The sequence below is a fragment of the Pseudomonas sp. RP-B7 genome, assembly GCF_059803535.1.
The window spans coordinates 15,404-31,614 of record NZ_JAPFHC010000030.1; the positions used below are offsets into that span (position 1 = coordinate 15,404).

Below are 16,211 nucleotides of genomic sequence, written 5' to 3' on the forward strand. Positions count from 1 at the left end.
GGCTCGTCGCATCGGGAGAAATGGGGGCCGTCCCCATTTCCCAACCCGCATCTACCGCTAAAGATCGTAACTCACCGCAACGCTGCGCCCAGTCCGCACCGACTCCAGCGCACAATCCGCCAGGTGCAACGCATACAAACCGTCGCGCATATTGGTGGGCAACGGCAGGTCGTCGTTCAGCGCATCGATGAACTGGGTCAGCTCATTGCGATAGGCGTCGGCATACCGTTCCAGGAAGAAATGCTGCAACGGCTCCAGCGCTTCGGTGTGCGCGGCGCTCCAGTGGCGCAGGGTGCTGGGGCGATGGTTGTCGGTGAGCAGCACGCCGCTGGCGCCGGACACTTCGACCCGCTGGTCATAGCCGTATACCGCCTGGCGGCAGCAGTTGATATGGCATTGCTTGCCCGAGGCGGTACGCAGCAACACCATCACGCTGTCGTAGTCGTCGATCTCGGCAAGGCTGGGGTCCACCAGGCGGCTGGCGATGGCGCTGACTTGCACCGGTTCTTCGCCGAGCAGATGGCGGGCGGTGTCGAAGTCGTGAATGGTCATGTCGCGCAGGATGCCGCCGGAATGGACCAGGTAATCACGCGGGGCCAGGCCGGGGTCGCGACTGGTGATGATGACCTGGCGCACCGCACCGATCTGGCCGGCATCGAGGGCCTGACGCAGGCGCAGCATGTCGGGGTCGAAGCGCCGGTTGAAACCGAGCATCACCTTGCCGCCCTGGCGTTCCACCGCTTGGGCCGCCGTGCGTGCCTTGCCGATGTCCAGATCGATGGGTTTTTCGCACAACACCGCCTTGCCTGCGGCGACTGCCGCCAATAGCAGGTCGATGTGGGTGTCGGTGGGCGTGCCGATCACCACCGCGTCGATGTCTTCACGACGCAGTACAGCCGCGCAATCGTAGGCGGCTTCGCAACCCAGTTGCGTGCTCAGCGCGTCGACGCCTTCGCGCCAGGGGTCTGCCACCAGCACCAGCGTGGCATTGGGGTGGGCGGCGACGTTGGCGGCGTGGATCTTGGCGATGCGCCCGGCACCGAGGACGGCAATTCGTAGCATGGTGAAAACTCCTGGTTTTGTTGTTGGGGGAGATTCAGTCCGGCAGGTTGAACGGTGTGACGATCTGCACCTGTGACGGCGCTATCGGCCCGGCCTTCCATAGCCGATGGAATTGCAGGATGTGCAGAAACACGCTGCGCGCATCGATCTGCAAGTTGTGATCAATGATCGCGGCGACTTTTTCTTCACGCAGCAGCTGGCGGTTTTCTTCGTCGAGGTCGTGACCGATAAACACCTCCAGTGGACGGCCAAGGGCGGCGAACGCATCGACAATCGCCCGATTGCCGCCGCCGACGCTGTACACCGCCTTGAGTTCGGGGTGCTGTTTGAGCGCGCGGGTCACGCGCTCGAACGTGCGGTCGTACACCCCGTAGCCACCGCTGACGTCCAACACCCGCAAGTGCGGCGAGCGCCCCCGCAGCCAGGCGCGAAAGCCCATTTCGCGTTCTTCTTCGCCACGGAACAGCTCACTGCCGATCACCACCGCGACGTCCTGGGGCACCGCCGGCAGCCAGCGCGACATCAGGTACGCGGCGGTCTGCCCGGCGGTGCGGTTGTCCATGCCGACGTAGCCGATGCGCTCGCTCTGCGGCAGGTCGGTCACCAGGGTCACCACCGGGATGCCCGCCGCGATCAGTTGCTTGACCGCCAGGTTCACCGCCGGCTCGTCGGCCGCCTTGAGCACCACGCCCTGGCTGCCGGTGTCGAGGCAGCGCAGCAGTTGATCGTGCATGGCCTTGGGGGCGATCTCTTCGAACAGGTGAAACCGCGGGGCAATCCGAAACGGCGCGAGGCTGGCCAGTTGCGCGACGATCGCCGCCTGCACCGCCGCGCTGAAGCGCTGGGGCGTGTGCATGATCACGTCGACGTGGAATGTACGCCCCATCGCCAAGCCATTTTTCTCCTGGGACTCCAATTCCTCCAGCGCCTGTTCGATGCGCCGCCGGGTTTGCGCATGCACGCTGCCGCGCTGGTGCAACACACGGTCGACCGTGGCGTTGCTCACCCCCGCCTGGGTTGCGAGCTGCTTGATGGAAAAGTGTTTTGCGCGTTCGAGCATGCGGTTCGCCTGAGGTGTTTTTGAGGTCTTATTTGGGTATTTCTGAGGTTTCGCAATGCTAGTCTCAGTTTCGTCCGGCGTCGAGCCGGGCGACTCACAACAACAAAAACTCCGGAGAACTCCATGCCTAACGCCGATCTCGCCATGCCGTTCAGCGGCCAATACTTTGTCGTCACCGGCAGCACCCAGGGCCTCGGTGCGGCGGTGGCGCATACCTTGGCCCAGCGTGGCGCCGCCGGGCTGATCATCTGCGGGCGCCGTCGCACCCAGGGCGAAGAACAGGTACGGCAATTGGCGCAACTCGATTGCCAGGCGTTTTTTGTCGAGGCGGATCTGGAAAATATCGAGGATTGCCGGGCGATCATCGCTGCCGCACACACCCACTTCGGCACCTTGCACGGCTTGGTCAACTGCGCCGGCATGTCGGATCGCGGCACCATCCTCGACACCTCGCCAGAGCTGTTCGACAAGCTGTTTGCGGTGAATGTGCGGGCGCCGTTTTTCCTGATGCAGGAAGCGCTGAAGCTGATGATCAGCAAAGGTGTGGCAGGCGCCGTGGTGAATATCCAGAGCGTCACCGGGCATGGTGGGCAGTCGTTCCTCAGCGCCTATGCGGCGTCCAAGGGCGCGCTGGCGATCCTGACCAAGAACGTCGCGTTCAGTGCGTTGCGCAACCGTATCCGGGTCAACGGCTTGAACATCGGCTGGATGGACACGCCCCACGAAGATCAGATCCAGCGCCAGTACCACGGCGCCAGGGACGGCTGGTTGCAGCAGGCCGAAAGCGCGCAGCCGTTCGGGCGTCTGCTCAAGCCCGAGGAAGTGGCGCGCAGCGTGGCGTTTCTGTTGTCCAGTGAATCGGGAATGATGACCGGCGCGGTGATCGACCTGGAGCAAGGCGTGGTGGGCTGCACCGACGGCGGCAGCCCGCAACCGCACCAGGCCCTGAGCCTGCCGGGAGGTGTGTGATGTCGGCGTTCGTGAGCGCGAATGCCGTGCGCCTGGCGGACTTCAGCCGGATCTGCGCGCAACGGGCCACGGCTGAAGAGTACCCGCTGTGCCAGCACGTGCTGGACAACGTGCCGATCTATCAGGCACGTGCACTGCGCAACAGCGACAGACTTACGGCCATGAATGAACTGCACCGGCTGTTCCGTGATGGCCCGGGCGTGATGGTCGTGCGCCGCGCCTACGAAGACCTGGAAGTGGTCGACCGTCACAGCCAGGTATTCGAGAAAATCTTCGCCAACGAAGCCGCCCAAGGCGTGGCCGCCGACCACTTTGCCAAGGCCGGTAGCAACGGGCGGATCTGGAACTCACTGCAGAAAGCCGCACTGCAGTCGCCCGAGTCGTTTGTCGAGTACTACGCCAACCCGCTGTTGGGGCTGATTGCCGAAGCGTGGCTGGGGCCCAATTTCCAGGTGACGGCGCAGGTCAATGTGGTGCACCCCGGCGGCCAGGCGCAGCAACCGCACCGTGACTATCACCTGGGGTTCCAGACCGACGATGTGGTCGAGCGCTTCCCCCTGCCCTTGCACGTGTTGTCCCAGTACCTGACCTTGCAAGGTGCAGTGGCCCATTCGGACATGCCGCTGGAAACCGGCCCGACCCAACTGCTGCCGTTCTCCCAGCAATACGCCCTGGGCTACCTGGCGTGGCGCCGTGAGGACTTTATCGACTACTTCCAGCAACACGCCGTGCAACTGCCGCTGGACAAGGGCGACCTGCTGTTCTTCAACCCGGCGCTGTTCCACGCGGCCGGCACCAACCGCACGCCGGATCGCCAGCGCATGGCCAATCTGCTGCAAATCTCCTCGGCGTTCGGCAAACCCATGGAGGCCCTCGACCGCGACCGCATGATGCTGGCGGTGTATCCGGCCCTGCTCGCCAACCCGGCCCTGGATGCCGAGGCGGTGATCGCCTGCACGGCCGACGGCTATTCGTTTCCCACCAACCTCGATACCGACCCGCCGCTGAAGGGCCTGGCCCCGCAAACCGGGCAGCAACTGATGCAGCAGGCGTTGCGCGAACGCTGGCCGCCAGCGGACTTCGCAGCGGCCGTGGCGCAGATGCGGGCCAAGCGCCAAGCGTAAATCCCCCGTGTTTTAACAACAACAATAACAACGGAGCAAAACCATGAAGAAGCAAGTCCTTGCGGCACTGTTTACCCTGGCTGTCACGCCCTGGGCGCTGGCCGATATCCGTATCGGCGTGAGTATCGCCCAGGTCGACGATGTGTTCCTCGCCCAAATGCGCGACTACATGGCCGCCCACGCCAAGGAATTGCCCGGTGTGACCCTGCAATTCGAAGACGCCCAGGGCGATGTAGTGCGCCAGCTCAATCAGGTACAGAACTTCACTGCCCAGGGCATGGACGCCATCATCGTCAACCCGGTGGACACCGCCGCCACCGCCAAGATGAGCACCAATGCCCAGCAGGCCAAGACCCCGCTGGTCTACGTCAACCGCCGCCCGGACGCGCCGCAACTGCCGCCGGGCGTGGGTTACGTGGGTTCCGATGAGGTCAAGGCCGGTGAGATCCAGATGCGCTACCTGGCCGAGAAAATGGGCGGCAAGGGCAACCTGGCGATCATGCTCGGGCTACTGTCCAACAACGCTACCCACAACCGTACGCTGGGGGTCAAGAGCGTGCTCAAGGAGTACCCGAATATCAAGATCGTCGAGGAACAGAGCGCAGAGTGGCAGCGCAACAAAGCGATTGACCTGATGAACAACTGGATCGTATCCGGCCGCAAGATCGACGCGGTGGCGGCAAACGCGGACGAGATGGCGATAGGCGCGGCCATGGCCATCAGCCAGGCCGGCATGCAGCCGGGCAAGGACATCCTGGTGGCCGGCAGCGACGGCGGCCCTGCCGGGTTGGACGCAGTGAAAAAAGGGCAACTGCTGGTGACGGTGTACCAGGACAACAAGGGTCAGGCAGTGGGCTCGATTGACCTGGCGGTGAAGATGGTCAAGAAGCAACCCTACACCGCTGAACTGACCATCCCCTATCAGCAGATCACCAAGGACAACTACCAAGCCTTCCTCAACCCATAACCCCGAACGCTCCCACATCTTGATTGGTGAACACGGTCAACGGTGGGAGCTGGCTTGCCTGCGAAGACGCCAGCACCGGCAACCTGTCTATTGGTCTTGCCGCCACCTTCGCAGCCTCGCTAAAGCTCTACCCACCGTTGATCGATGGCGCTACCAATAATCCCGGCGCCGAGGCCGAACAGGCACACCACACCCACGCCATAGGCCAGCGTGCGCCAGGGTTGCCAGCCCATCAGATACATCACCGTGTGCAGCACCCGCGTCAGGGTAAAGGCCACAAGCAACCATAGGGTCGCGGCGCTGTCACTCTGCTGCGCGACACACAACCCGCCCAACGCAAAAAACAGCGGGATATTTTCCAGGTCATTGGCCCACGCCCTGGCCGCGCGGGCCACTTGCGGCAACTCCATAGGCTGCGCTCTGCGATTAAAAAAGGCCGCGTCTTCACGATTGGTAAACGCCCGTGCGCGTATGCGGAAATATCCCTGATAACAGGAAATGGCGAACATCTTCAGGCACAGCACCAACACGCATCCCGCATAGACAGGTAAAAGATCATTCATCCCTAAACCCCTTCACCACGATGTAAAGCAACGGACCCAACGACACAAACACCGCCGTCAGCAAAAAATACGGCAGCACCGAACGCAGCGGCCGCCCTCGCCTGCGCGCATCCCGGTACATCCACACACACGCCAGCACGGCCATCAGGTACAGGTCGATGACCACCTGCGCCGTGTCCGGTCGCGACAGCAACTGCGCTGCAAACGCCAGCAGCGACTGCTCGGCCGTCAGCATCGTAAACCCCGTATACAAGGTAAATCCGAGCAAGCCGGCCAGGGCGAAATAGGGTCTTGGCATGGTCTGTTCCTCAACGTGATGAAGGCTCACGTTAGTGATAAGGTTCTGCCCCTCGCAATGACCTCGGAGGTCATGAACCTGCCATGGACACCCCCTCTACCGCCGGCGAACACCTGCGCCAACTGCGCCGCCAGGCCAAGCTGAGCCAGCTCGACCTGGCCTTGATCACTGGTGTTTCCCAGCGCCACCTCAGTTGCCTCGAAACCGGCCGCGCCAAACCCAGCCCCGCGACTTTGCATAACCTGTTGACGGCATTGGAGACCCCTCTGGAGCAGTGCAACCGCGTGTTCCTCGCCGCCGGTTTCGCCCCGCGCTACAACGCCACCCCGCTCGCTGCACCCGGCATGACGGCAATTCGCGAAGCCGTCAGCCATGTGCTGCACGCCAACAATCCTGCCCCGGCGATTCTGCTCGACAGCCAGTGGCAAGTGCTGGCGGCGAATGCCAGTACTGCGGTGTTGTTTGGCCTGGTCGGCATCGCGCCGGACGCCGCCGATGGCTTGAACCTGCTGACCACCCTGTTGCAACCCGGCGGCCTCGGTGATCACCTGCTCAATGCCGACGAGATCCGCACCCTGGCCTGGCAGCGCGCAAGCCGAGAGGCATTGGGTAATCCGCCGCTGGCGCAGTTGCTCACCGGTTTGCCGACGCCAAGCCCCACCGAGCCGCCCCAGGAACTGCCGCCACTGGTACTCACCCGTATCCGCTCAACCCAGGGCGAGCTGAACTTTCTGTCAACCTTCACCACCTTCGGCATGCCCCAGGACATCACACTCACCTCCCTGCGTATCGAACATCTGATTCCGGCCGACGCCCACACCTGGCAGATAATGCGCGCCGCCTATGCAGAATATTCGGCGCTGGTTTTGTGAAATATCTGTACGTAGACTGCCGCGATACCCCCACGTGAAGGCGGCGAAAAAACGTGATGCAAGTAACCGAAGTCTCCATTGCCCAATTGCGCGCTGCGCTTGAAACCGGCCAGACCACTGCCGTTGAATTGGTCCAGGCTTACCTGGCGCGGATCGAGGCCTATGACGGGCCGCACACCGCTACCGCGCTGAACGCCGTGGTCGTGCGCAACCCGCAAGCCCTTGCAGAAGCCGAGGCGTCCGATGCACGTCGGGCCAAGGGCGCCACCCTGGGGCCACTGGATGGCATTCCTTACACCGCCAAAGACAGCTACCTGGTCAAAGGCCTGACTGCGGCATCCGGCAGCCCGGCCTTTGCCAAGCTCGTCGCCCAGCGCGATGCGTTCACCATCGAGCGCCTGCGCGCCGGCGGGGCGATCTGCCTGGGCAAGACCAATATGCCGCCAATGGCCAACGGCGGCATGCAGCGCGGTGTGTATGGCCGCGCGGAAAGCCCCTACAACGCCAACTACCTGACCGCACCCTTTGCCTCCGGCTCCTCCAACGGCGCCGGCACCGCAACGGCGGCGAGTTTTGCCGCGTTCGGCATGGCGGAAGAAACCTGGTCCAGCGGGCGCGGCCCGGCGTCCAACAATGGCCTGTGCGCCTACACCCCGTCCCGTGGGCTGATTTCGGTTCGTGGCAACTGGCCACTGACACCGACCATGGATGTGGTCGTGCCCTACGCACGCACCATGGCCGACCTGCTGGAAGTGCTCGACGTGATCGTCGCCGAAGACCCCGACACCCGTGGCGACCTGTGGCGCCTGCAACCCTGGGTGGCGATTCCCAGCGTCGCCTCGGTGCGTCCGGCGTCCTACGCTGAACTGGCGGTGGATTGCGCGTCCCTGGCCGGTAAACGCTTCGGCGTGCCGCGCATGTACATCAACGCCGACCCGGAAGCCGGCACCAGCGAAAAACCTGGGATCGGCGGCCCGACCGGGCAAAAGATCAACACCCGCGCGACGGTGATCGAGCTGTGGCAAGCCGCACGCCAAGCACTGGAAGCGGCGGGCGCCGAAGTGGTCGAAGTGGATTTCCCGCTGGTGTCCAACTGCGAAGGCGACCGCCCCGGCGCGCCAACGGTGTTTACCCGTGGCCTGGTCTCCAAGGAATTTCTCCACGATGAGTTGTGGGAATTGTCCGCATGGGCGTTCGACGATTTCCTGCGCGCCAACGCCGACCCGAGCCTCAACCGCCTGGCGGATGTGGATGGGGCGAAGATCTTCCCCCATGACCCTGGCACCTTGCCGAACCGCGAAGACGACCTCGCCGCCGGTATGGACGAGTACGTGCGCATGGCCGAACGCGGCATCACCCCATGGAACGAGATCAGCACCGTCCCTGACGGCCTGCGCGGCCTGGAACAAACCCGCCGGCTGGACCTGGAAGACTGGATGGACAACCTCGGCCTCAACGCCGTGCTGTTTCCCACCGTGGCCGATGTAGGCCCGGCAGACGCAGACGTGAACGAAGCATCGGCAGATATTGCCTGGAGCAACGGCGTCTGGGTGGCCAACGGCAACCTGGCGATCCGCCACCTGGGCGTACCGACGGTCACCGTGCCAATGGGCGTGATGGCAGATATCGGCATGCCGGTCGGGCTGACGTTTGCCGGGCGTGCGTATGATGACTCCGCGTTGCTGCGGTTTGCCGCGGCGTTCGAGTCGATGGGCAACAAACGCCAGGTTCCACCGCGTACACCTGCACTGCAATCTGACTGAACGCGCCAAGCCTTATGAACGCAGGCCTGTGTGGGAGCAGGCCCCTTTCCATATTGTCTTGAGCCTGTATGCCGCATCAGGCTATGTAGGGCACCGCCACCAGCAAGATCGCCGTCCCATGGGTGACCGTCGCCGCCAGCACGCCATAGCGCATGCGCACCAACCCACACGCCACACCTTCGATCAAGGTAAACACCAACACCGGCCAACCCAACTGGGTCACGCTCAACGCCAGGAAGGCATGGCACGCCGCAAACGCCACGCCACTGGTCAACGCCGCACGCAATGGCGTCAGCTGTTGTTCCAGATAGCCCTGCAAAAACCCGCGAAACAACACCTCTTCCAGGGCATTGGCGCCATAGGCCAGCACCACCATGGCCGGCAGCCAGACCCAGTAACCGTAAAACGCAGACGCCTCAATGCCATGGTAAACCCGCAGCGGTGCACCGATCAAACATCCGACCAGCAGCCCGACGGCCAAGCCAACGGGCGGACTGCCGATCGTCCAGCGCACCAGCCGCCACAGATCCGGGGCGATGTAGGCGAGCAGCAGGATCAACAGCACCGACAACCCGCCCAGCACCGCCAGTACAAAGGCATTCGCCGTGAACCCGATCTGCACCCCACTGCCCAGCGTCCACAGGCCCAAGGGTGTCATCACGTCGCGCATCAACACGAACGCCGCCAGCAGAATCAGGATGCGCATCGCCGGCATTGCCTTGGGCGTGAGCGCAAACCACAGACCGAACAGCAGCACGCCGGGAGTCAGATAAGTGGTGTAGTGGATCAGCACCGCCAAGCCTTCGGCGATCACTGCCCGGGCTCCTGGTCTGGATGGCGGCGTTGCCACTCATCCACTACGTCGCCCAGGGTTTTGGCCGCACCGTCGCAAATCCAGGCCATGAATGGCCGATCAAACTTAAACCCCGGGCCGCAGTGCTCCAGCATGAAGCGGCGGACGTTCCGGGTGTTTTTGTAGTGGGAAGTCACGGGGGTGGCGCGAGTGATGGGGTCGCTGTGCCAGTCAAAATCCATTTTGTCCCTCAGGTGTCTTGTTGTTGAGGTAACAGCATAGCGATGTGCCACTTCACTAGAAAGAAACCCCATGGTCCTCCCAATGAGTTAGGACGTCACATAAGATCAACGATCACTAAATGGCTAATATTTTATGAATATTTCAAAATTCCCCTTTCCTTGGGCGCCCTGATTATTGCAATGTTGTACGATGACTAAAACGTCGTATTCACCCAAAAACAATAAGGAAACACCCATGCCCAACGTCAAAGTACTGATCGGTTTTCTGTGCCTGTTCAGCGGCTACGTCGCTGCCGCCCCTGCCCCGGCAGAAAAGGAAGTGGCCCAGGCGGTCGACCAACTGACCCAAGCCATGCTGCACCTGGACCTCAAGCAACTCCACGCGCTGACCGCCGACACCCTCACCTACGGCCACTCCAGCGGCAAAGTGCAGAACAAGGCGCAATTCATCGCCGACCTGGAAACCCATACCAGTGCCTTCAAGACCCTGGAAATGCAAAACCAGACCATCACCCTCGATGGGGACACGGCGCTGGTGCGCAACCACTTTCACGCGTTGGCCGTGAACAGCGGCGTCGAAGTGCCCACCGACATCGACAACTTCCAAGTCTGGCAGAAGCAGCATGGCAAATGGCTGTTGATCGGACGTCAGGCCTACAAGTACTGAAACGCCCCGGCGAGCCGCCTAACCCCGGCTCACCACGCCACCACCGCTCGCACCTTGACCAACGCTTCGCGCAGCATCGGCATGGCTACCGAGCCCAGCGCCAAGCGCAACGCATGGGGCACATGAGCACCGACCGCAAACGGCTCCGCGGTGGATACAGAGACGTTCTCGCGCTGCAAGGCCATGGCGACCTGATCGGCGCGGGCCTCCTCCGGTAGCGGCAACCACAAGAAATACGAGGACGGGTGACTGAGGTACTCCAGCCCCGTCAGCACTTGCGCCGCCAAGGCCTGACGCGCCCGGGCATCCTCGCGTTTTTGCGCTTCCAGTTGGGCAACGGTGCCGTCCTCGATCCAACCCACGGCAATGGCGCTCATCACCCCCGGAACGTTCCAGGTGGTGGCCATGATCGTGCGCTCCACCGCCTTCACCCAGGGCACAGGTGCCGCGACAAACCCCACCCGCAGCCCCGTCGCGACACTTTTCGACAGCCCGGCCACGTAGACCGTGCGCTCCGGCGCCAATGTCGCCAGCGGTGGTGGTGCATCTTCGGCCAGAAAGGCGTAGGCCGCGTCCTCGATGATCATCAGGTTGTGCTGGCGAGCAATCGCTACCAACTTTTCTCGCAGCGCCAAGCCCATGACCCAGCCGAGCGGGTTGTGCAGGGTCGGCATGCTGTACACCGCACGCACCGGGCGCTTGCGGCAGAGGCTGTGCAGGTACTCCAGATCCGGGCCGGTGGGCGTGACCGGGATTGCGACGATCTCCAGGTGCAAGGTCTCGGCCAGCACCTTGAAACCCGAATAGGTCAATGCATCGACGGCGATCACATCCCCCGGCTTGAGCAGCGCCATCATCGTCACCGCCAGGCCATGCTGGGCGCCACTGACCAGCAACACCTGCTCGGAGGCGACCGCCAACCCACGGCTCAGCAGATGACGCGCCGCCGCCGCGCGTTCATGCACACGGCCGGCATGGGGTTGATAGCGCAGCAGCGCTTCCAGATCGCCGGACAGCGCCAGTTGGCGCAGCGCCGTGCGCAACAAGTCCGCCTGGCCCGGCAAGGACGGGTAGTTGAAGTTCAGGTCCAACATCCCCGCGGCAACACTCATCTGCCCACTGCCCTGCCCTGGCGGCAGCGAAATCTCGCGCACAAAGGTGCCGCGCCCGGTTTCGCCGCTGACCAGGCCCATGGCCTCTAGCTCGGTATACACCCGGCTCGCGGTGACCAGCGCCAGGCCATGCTCGGCGGCCAACTGGCGGTGGGTTGGCAAGCGTGTGCCGGGCGGCATGTCGCCGCTGCGGATGGCTTGGGCAAAGGTGTCGACCAGCGATTTGTAGCGGGCGCGGGGCATCGGGATGTATCCATGACAATTTTTTGATTGTCCTAATCTTCAACTTTAGGATGACCGGCACGCAATCATTCTTTTCAGGCCCCTGCCCATGCAACGTACTTTCTCCCTCAGCCCCCCGGACAGCAGCACCCAGGGCTGGATCAACGGCTTTATCGGCGTGGTGATTTTCAGCGGTTCGTTGCCCGCCACCCGTTTGGCGGTGATGGAGTTCGACCCGGTGTTCCTCACCATGCTCCGCGCAACCATCGCTGCCGTGCTGGGGCTGCTGTTGCTGGGGTGGTTCAAGGAACAGCGTCCCGCACGCAACCAGTGGGGGCCGTTGCTGATTGTCGCGCTGGGCGTGGTGATCGGTTTTCCGCTGCTGACAGCACTGGCACTGCAATACGTGACCTCCGCCCACTCCATCGTATTTATCGGCCTGCTGCCGTTGGCTACCGCCGTGTTTGGCGTATTGCGCGGTGGCGAACGGCCGCGTGCGGTGTTCTGGTTGTTCTCGATCGCCGGCAGCGCGCTGGTGATGGGCTATGCATTCGCCCAGGGCCTCAGCGCTGCACCGGCCGGTGACCTGCTGATGTTACTGGCGGTGCTGGTGTGCGGCCTGGGCTATGCCGAGGGCGCCAAGTTGTCGCGCAGCCTCGGAGGCTGGCAGGTGATCTGCTGGGCGCTGGTGGTGTCGTTGCCGGTGGTGGTGCCGTTGAGTGTGATCCTGGCGCCGCCGAGTGTACGCGGCATCAGCCTGCCGGCGTGGCTGAGCCTGGGTTATGTGGCGTTGTTCAGCATGTTGATCGGCTTTGTGTTCTGGTATCGCGGCCTGGCCCAGGGTGGCATCGCCGCCGTTGGCCAATTGCAACTGCTGCAGCCGTTCTTCGGCCTGGCACTGGCGGCGGGCCTGCTGCATGAGCAGGTCAGCCTGGGCATGGTGCTGGTCACCGTCGCGGTGATCGGATGCGTGGCCGGGGCAAAGAGGTTTGCCCGCTAGCGTTGCGGTGAAACCATCTTGAATTTGATGTGGATGTCGTTGGACACCACGCTGTTGCCAGCCCACTCACCCTCGCCGATCTTGAAATCGGCACGGTTGAGGATGAATTCACCGTCGAACACGCCAATCCCGCCCAACTCCTTGAGCACCACATCGACCGTCACCGGCCGTGTAATCCCTTTGAGCGTCAGGTTGCCGCTGATCTTGAAGCGATTGTTGCCCAGCGCCGTGGCGCCGCTGGATTGGTAGACCGCCACCGGGTACGTCGCCGTGTCGAACCATGACGGGCGCTGCAGTTCGTCGTTGGCATCCGCGCTGCCGGCGTCGATGCTGGCGAGCTGGATCTTGAGCAACGCGTGCGCCGCCCCAGGCGCTTGGGTATCGAACGCCAGCGTCCCTTCAAACTCGTTGAACGTGCCATACACCCGCTGCCCGAACTGCTGGAAGGTAAAGCTGATCTGGCTGGCGGCGCGATTGACATCACGGTATTCCACGGCCCGGGCATTGGAAAACACACCAAGCACCAGTGCCAGTAACACGACTGGGGATATTCGACGGTTCATGCACGCTCCGCGGGAAGTAAGGCCATCGGGTTCCCATCCTGCCCGTGTCCTGCTAAACAGAGTAGCCCCCATAACAAAAAGGACTTGGCATGCACCCCGCTTCCCTCCAGGACATCACCGCCCCCGAAGGTATCTGCTATGGCTGCGGCGCCAGCAACCCCCACGGCCTGCACATCAAAAGCCGCTGGGACGCCGACGGCATCCACCTGGTCGCCGAGCATGTGCCCGAAGCCAAATACAGTGGCTGGCCGGACCTGGTCTACGGTGGCCTGATCGCCATGCTGGTGGACTGTCACTCCAACTGGACCGCCATGGCCTACCACTACCGCGCCGAACAGCGCGAGCCCGGCAGCCTGCCGCGCATCGAGTGCGTCACTGGCAACCTCGGCATCAAGTTCATCAAGCCAACGCCCATGGGTGTCACCCTGACCTTGCGCGCCCGGGTCGAGGGCGACGTCGGACGCAAAAGCCGCGTGGTCTGCGAGGTGTACGCCGGTGACGTGCTGACCGCCATTGGCGATTCATTGTTCGTGCGCGTCGACACCGGGCAGTTGGCCGCTGCCGCCCATGGCCGCGACGATTGAACGTGGTCTACATTGACTGCTACCGCTAATCGAGGATGGCCCCGATGACTCGTCTCACCGCGCAGGACTTTGCCCCCGAACTGCTGGAACTCTACGACGGCTACGCCCACGGCAAGATCAACCGCCGCGAGTTTCTCGACCGCGCCGCGCTGTTCACCTTCGGCGGGCTCACCGCCTCGGCGCTGCTGGCCGCGCTGAGCCCCAACTACGCGCTGGCCGAACAGGTGAAATTCACCGACCCGGACATCGTCGCCGACTACATCACCTACCCATCGCCCAACGGCAACGGCAGCGTGCGCGGCTACCTCGTGCGCCCGGCCAAGGCGTCAGGAAAGTTGCCAGCGGTAGTGGTGGTCCACGAAAACCGCGGCCTCAACCCGTACATCGAAGACGTCGCCCGCCGCCTGGCCAAGGCTGGCTTTATCGCCCTGGCGCCCGACGGCCTGACCTCGGTGGGCGGCTATCCCGGCAACGATGAAAAAGGCGTGGCCCTGCAACAGACCGTCGACCCGACCAAGCTGATGAACGACTTTTTCGCCGCCATCGAATGGCTGATGCACCACGACAGCAGCACCGGCAAGGTCGGTATCACCGGCTTCTGCTACGGCGGCGGCGTGACCAACGCGGCGGCGGTGGCTTACCCGGAGTTGGGCGCGGCGGTGTCGTTTTACGGGCGCCAGCCGCAGGCCAAGGACGTGCCGCGCATCAAGGCGCCGATCATGCTGCATTACGGTGAGCTGGATACGCGGATCAACGAGGGCTGGCCGGCGTATGAACAGGCGTTGAAGGCAGCAGGCACGACGTATGAGGCGTTTATCTACAAGGGCGCCAACCACGGTTTCCATAACGACTCGACGCCACGCTATGACGAGGCGGCGGCGAATCTGGCGTGGGAGCGGACGCTGGGCTGGTTCCGCAAATACCTGGCCTAGTGGCCACCCAGATCCGGGAGCAAGCCCGCTCCCACAGTTGATCGGTGCTGCTGGGCTGTCAGCGCTCGGCTGGAGATCGCCCGGACACTGCCAATCCCCTGTGGGAGCTGTCGAGCCTTAGCGAGGCTGCGAAGGCGGCGGCACTGTTGGTAGAAGTGTTGCCCTCGACCATAGATCTCCCACATTTGATTTTCGGTATTTGCAGGTCAGTGCTCCAGCGCATACCGACGGCAATGGCTGAGGTAGCCCTGCTCATGGCTGCCTACCAGTTGCACCACGCTGGTCCATAACCAGGACGGCGCATCCAGCTGCCTGGAGCGGTTTTCTTGCAGCGTGGCCATCCAGGCCTTGCGCGTGTCCCGGCCCATCTGGCGGGCATGGGCGATACCGACAACCCGGGCGAGATACCCGGCGGCATGCATCGCGTCGGTCTCGCTGAGTTCGTCCAACTCCAGCTTCATGTCCTGTGGCAGCAATTCACGGATGAAAAAACCGTGCTCCAGAAAGCGCGTCGCCAGCATGCGCTCACCCAGGCCAGGGGACAGCTGGCGAGCGCCCTCGACGACCCGGCGGCCATTGTCCCGTGGCATCTTCGCCCGAGCGGCGCGGGGTGCCGCAGCGCCCACCGCCTGCTTGATGTCGATCAGGCAGTATTCGCGATCGTCCTTGTCTCCCACCCCCAGCAACGCCGCGTAACGCAGCAAGCCGAGGGAGCTGCAGCCCTTGACCCAATAGGCCGAATCCAGCAACTCGACCTTGGCGTCCTTGGGCCGCCCCTTGAGGGACGTGACCAACTGGTGGAGGTCGTCCGATGCGCAAACGTCGGCCAAGGCGCTTTTTTCCGCCCGCGACAACGACCAAAAGTGCTTGCCCAGGGGAATGCTCGGCCGCACATTCTCGATGCGTTCACGTGCCAGGTGCTTCCAGGTGCGCTCCACGGCACTGCGCATGCCGGCCTTGACCTGGGACGGGCGCGGCGGCGCTTCATCCGGTTTGTCCTTGAAGGCCTGTTCGTAGCCCACCATCATTTCTTCGAGCATGCGTGCGGTGGTCACGCCAGGTAGGTCAGAGCCACGAGCCGCGGTGGCCAGGGACAGGGCCAGGCGCACCAGGTCGTGGGCCGGGTTGCCGATCACGGCCTGGTCGAGGTCGCGGATGTGCATATCGATGCGCCCCTTGCTGTCGCCGGTCGGCCCCAGGTTGCCCGCATGGCAATCGCCGCAGATCCAGATCGCCGGACCGTGGGGCAACCGGCGGCCAGGCAGGCTGTGCAGCCAATCGTAGAACTGCACGGTGCTGCCGCGCACATAGGCGTGGGCGGAACGTGCCATCTTCAGGTTGCGCAGTTGGATCAGGCGGGGCATGCGGGCGGAGGGACGCGGACTGTTCATATAGGCACTCGGCTGGGGCTACGGTAG

At 63.4% G+C, this 16,211-nt stretch carries 18 protein-coding genes; 9 read left to right on the forward strand and 9 right to left on the reverse strand.

Annotation, left to right across the window (positions count from 1 at the left end; translation table 11 throughout):
• Positions 1-57: 57 nt before the first annotated feature.
• Entirely contained in the window at positions 58-1,062 is a 1,005-nt protein-coding gene (iolG, locus tag OPU96_RS22780) for an inositol 2-dehydrogenase (RefSeq protein WP_498559734.1), read from the reverse strand.
• A 34-nt stretch (positions 1,063-1,096) separates the two neighbouring features.
• Positions 1,097-2,122 carry a LacI family DNA-binding transcriptional regulator gene (locus OPU96_RS22785; RefSeq protein WP_226457646.1) on the reverse strand — a complete coding sequence of 342 codons (1,026 nt, stop codon included), beginning with the start codon at positions 2,120-2,122 and terminating at the stop codon, positions 1,097-1,099.
• 123 nt (positions 2,123-2,245) lie between these two features.
• Between OPU96_RS22785 and OPU96_RS22790 the strand changes: the two genes are divergently transcribed.
• The 3 genes from OPU96_RS22790 to OPU96_RS22800 are packed head-to-tail and all read left to right on the forward strand — an operon-like array spanning position 2,246 to position 5,182.
• A complete protein-coding gene (locus OPU96_RS22790; protein WP_192300492.1) occupies positions 2,246-3,091 on the forward strand; it encodes an SDR family oxidoreductase in 846 nt (281 codons plus the stop codon).
• Positions 3,091-4,215, forward strand: coding sequence for a phytanoyl-CoA dioxygenase family protein (locus tag OPU96_RS22795; RefSeq protein WP_305390941.1), 1,125 nt, complete (start codon positions 3,091-3,093; stop codon positions 4,213-4,215). The genes OPU96_RS22790 and OPU96_RS22795 overlap by 1 nt, the downstream gene beginning before the upstream one ends.
• A gap of 43 nt (positions 4,216-4,258) precedes the next feature.
• The gene (locus tag OPU96_RS22800; protein WP_226457649.1) at positions 4,259-5,182 is read left to right on the forward strand and encodes a sugar ABC transporter substrate-binding protein; all 924 of its coding nucleotides are present in this window, start codon (positions 4,259-4,261) and stop codon (positions 5,180-5,182) included.
• 119 nt (positions 5,183-5,301) lie between these two features.
• Here OPU96_RS22800 and OPU96_RS22805 read toward each other — a convergent pair whose 3' ends face one another.
• Positions 5,302-5,745, reverse strand: a complete 444-nt coding sequence (locus tag OPU96_RS22805; RefSeq protein WP_498559735.1) for an MAPEG family protein — start codon at positions 5,743-5,745, stop codon at positions 5,302-5,304.
• Positions 5,738-6,043, reverse strand: coding sequence for a DUF2834 domain-containing protein (locus OPU96_RS22810; RefSeq protein ID WP_226457651.1), 306 nt, complete (start codon positions 6,041-6,043; stop codon positions 5,738-5,740). Before OPU96_RS22810 ends, OPU96_RS22805 begins: the two co-directional genes overlap by 8 nt.
• Before the next feature lie 83 nt (positions 6,044-6,126).
• Here OPU96_RS22810 and OPU96_RS22815 point away from each other — a divergent pair, with 83 nt between their 5' ends.
• Positions 6,127-6,915, forward strand: coding sequence for a helix-turn-helix domain-containing protein (locus tag OPU96_RS22815; protein WP_498559736.1), 789 nt, complete (start codon positions 6,127-6,129; stop codon positions 6,913-6,915).
• 53 nt (positions 6,916-6,968) lie between these two features.
• A complete protein-coding gene (locus OPU96_RS22820) occupies positions 6,969-8,678 on the forward strand; it encodes an amidase (protein ID WP_226457653.1) in 1,710 nt (569 codons plus the stop codon).
• A 76-nt stretch (positions 8,679-8,754) separates the two neighbouring features.
• Here OPU96_RS22820 and OPU96_RS22825 read toward each other — a convergent pair whose 3' ends face one another.
• Together OPU96_RS22825 and OPU96_RS22830 are read right to left on the reverse strand one after the other, a co-directional pair.
• Complete coding sequence (locus OPU96_RS22825) at positions 8,755-9,492, reverse strand: CPBP family glutamic-type intramembrane protease (RefSeq protein ID WP_498559737.1); 738 nt, start codon at positions 9,490-9,492, stop codon at positions 8,755-8,757.
• Positions 9,489-9,713, reverse strand: a complete 225-nt coding sequence (locus tag OPU96_RS22830; protein WP_498559738.1) for a DUF6434 domain-containing protein — start codon at positions 9,711-9,713, stop codon at positions 9,489-9,491. Before OPU96_RS22830 ends, OPU96_RS22825 begins: the two co-directional genes overlap by 4 nt.
• A 235-nt stretch (positions 9,714-9,948) precedes the next feature.
• Here OPU96_RS22830 and OPU96_RS22835 point away from each other — a divergent pair, with 235 nt between their 5' ends.
• Entirely contained in the window at positions 9,949-10,380 is a 432-nt protein-coding gene (locus tag OPU96_RS22835; RefSeq protein WP_226457656.1) for a nuclear transport factor 2 family protein, read from the forward strand.
• Between the two features lie 29 nt (positions 10,381-10,409).
• On the opposite strand, the gene OPU96_RS22840 is transcribed toward OPU96_RS22835, so the two are convergent.
• On the reverse strand, positions 10,410-11,735 hold the full coding sequence (locus OPU96_RS22840) for an aminotransferase-like domain-containing protein (RefSeq protein WP_498559739.1): 1,326 nt from the start codon (positions 11,733-11,735) through the stop codon (positions 10,410-10,412).
• Between the two features lie 88 nt (positions 11,736-11,823).
• On the opposite strand from OPU96_RS22840, the gene OPU96_RS22845 reads away from it, so the two are divergent.
• Positions 11,824-12,714: a DMT family transporter gene (locus OPU96_RS22845; protein WP_498559740.1), complete on the forward strand. Its 891-nt coding sequence runs from the start codon at positions 11,824-11,826 to the stop codon at positions 12,712-12,714.
• Here OPU96_RS22845 and OPU96_RS22850 read toward each other — a convergent pair.
• The gene (locus tag OPU96_RS22850; RefSeq protein ID WP_226457659.1) at positions 12,711-13,277 is read right to left on the reverse strand and encodes a YceI family protein; all 567 of its coding nucleotides are present in this window, start codon (positions 13,275-13,277) and stop codon (positions 12,711-12,713) included. The two genes, OPU96_RS22845 and OPU96_RS22850, sit on opposite strands and share 4 nt — an antisense overlap.
• Positions 13,278-13,366: 89 nt before the next feature.
• On the opposite strand from OPU96_RS22850, the gene OPU96_RS22855 reads away from it, so the two are divergent.
• Both OPU96_RS22855 and yghX read left to right on the forward strand, forming a co-directional pair.
• Complete coding sequence (locus OPU96_RS22855) at positions 13,367-13,861, forward strand: PaaI family thioesterase (protein WP_192300505.1); 495 nt, start codon at positions 13,367-13,369, stop codon at positions 13,859-13,861.
• A gap of 44 nt (positions 13,862-13,905) precedes the next feature.
• A complete protein-coding gene (gene yghX / locus OPU96_RS22860; RefSeq protein WP_305390950.1) occupies positions 13,906-14,793 on the forward strand; it encodes a YghX family hydrolase in 888 nt (295 codons plus the stop codon).
• Positions 14,794-14,999: 206 nt separating this feature from the next.
• Here the strand turns inward: yghX and OPU96_RS22865 are convergent, their stop codons facing one another.
• Complete coding sequence (locus OPU96_RS22865; RefSeq protein ID WP_498559741.1) at positions 15,000-16,184, reverse strand: DUF2252 family protein; 1,185 nt, start codon at positions 16,182-16,184, stop codon at positions 15,000-15,002.
• Between the last annotated feature and the right edge of the window lie 27 nt (positions 16,185-16,211).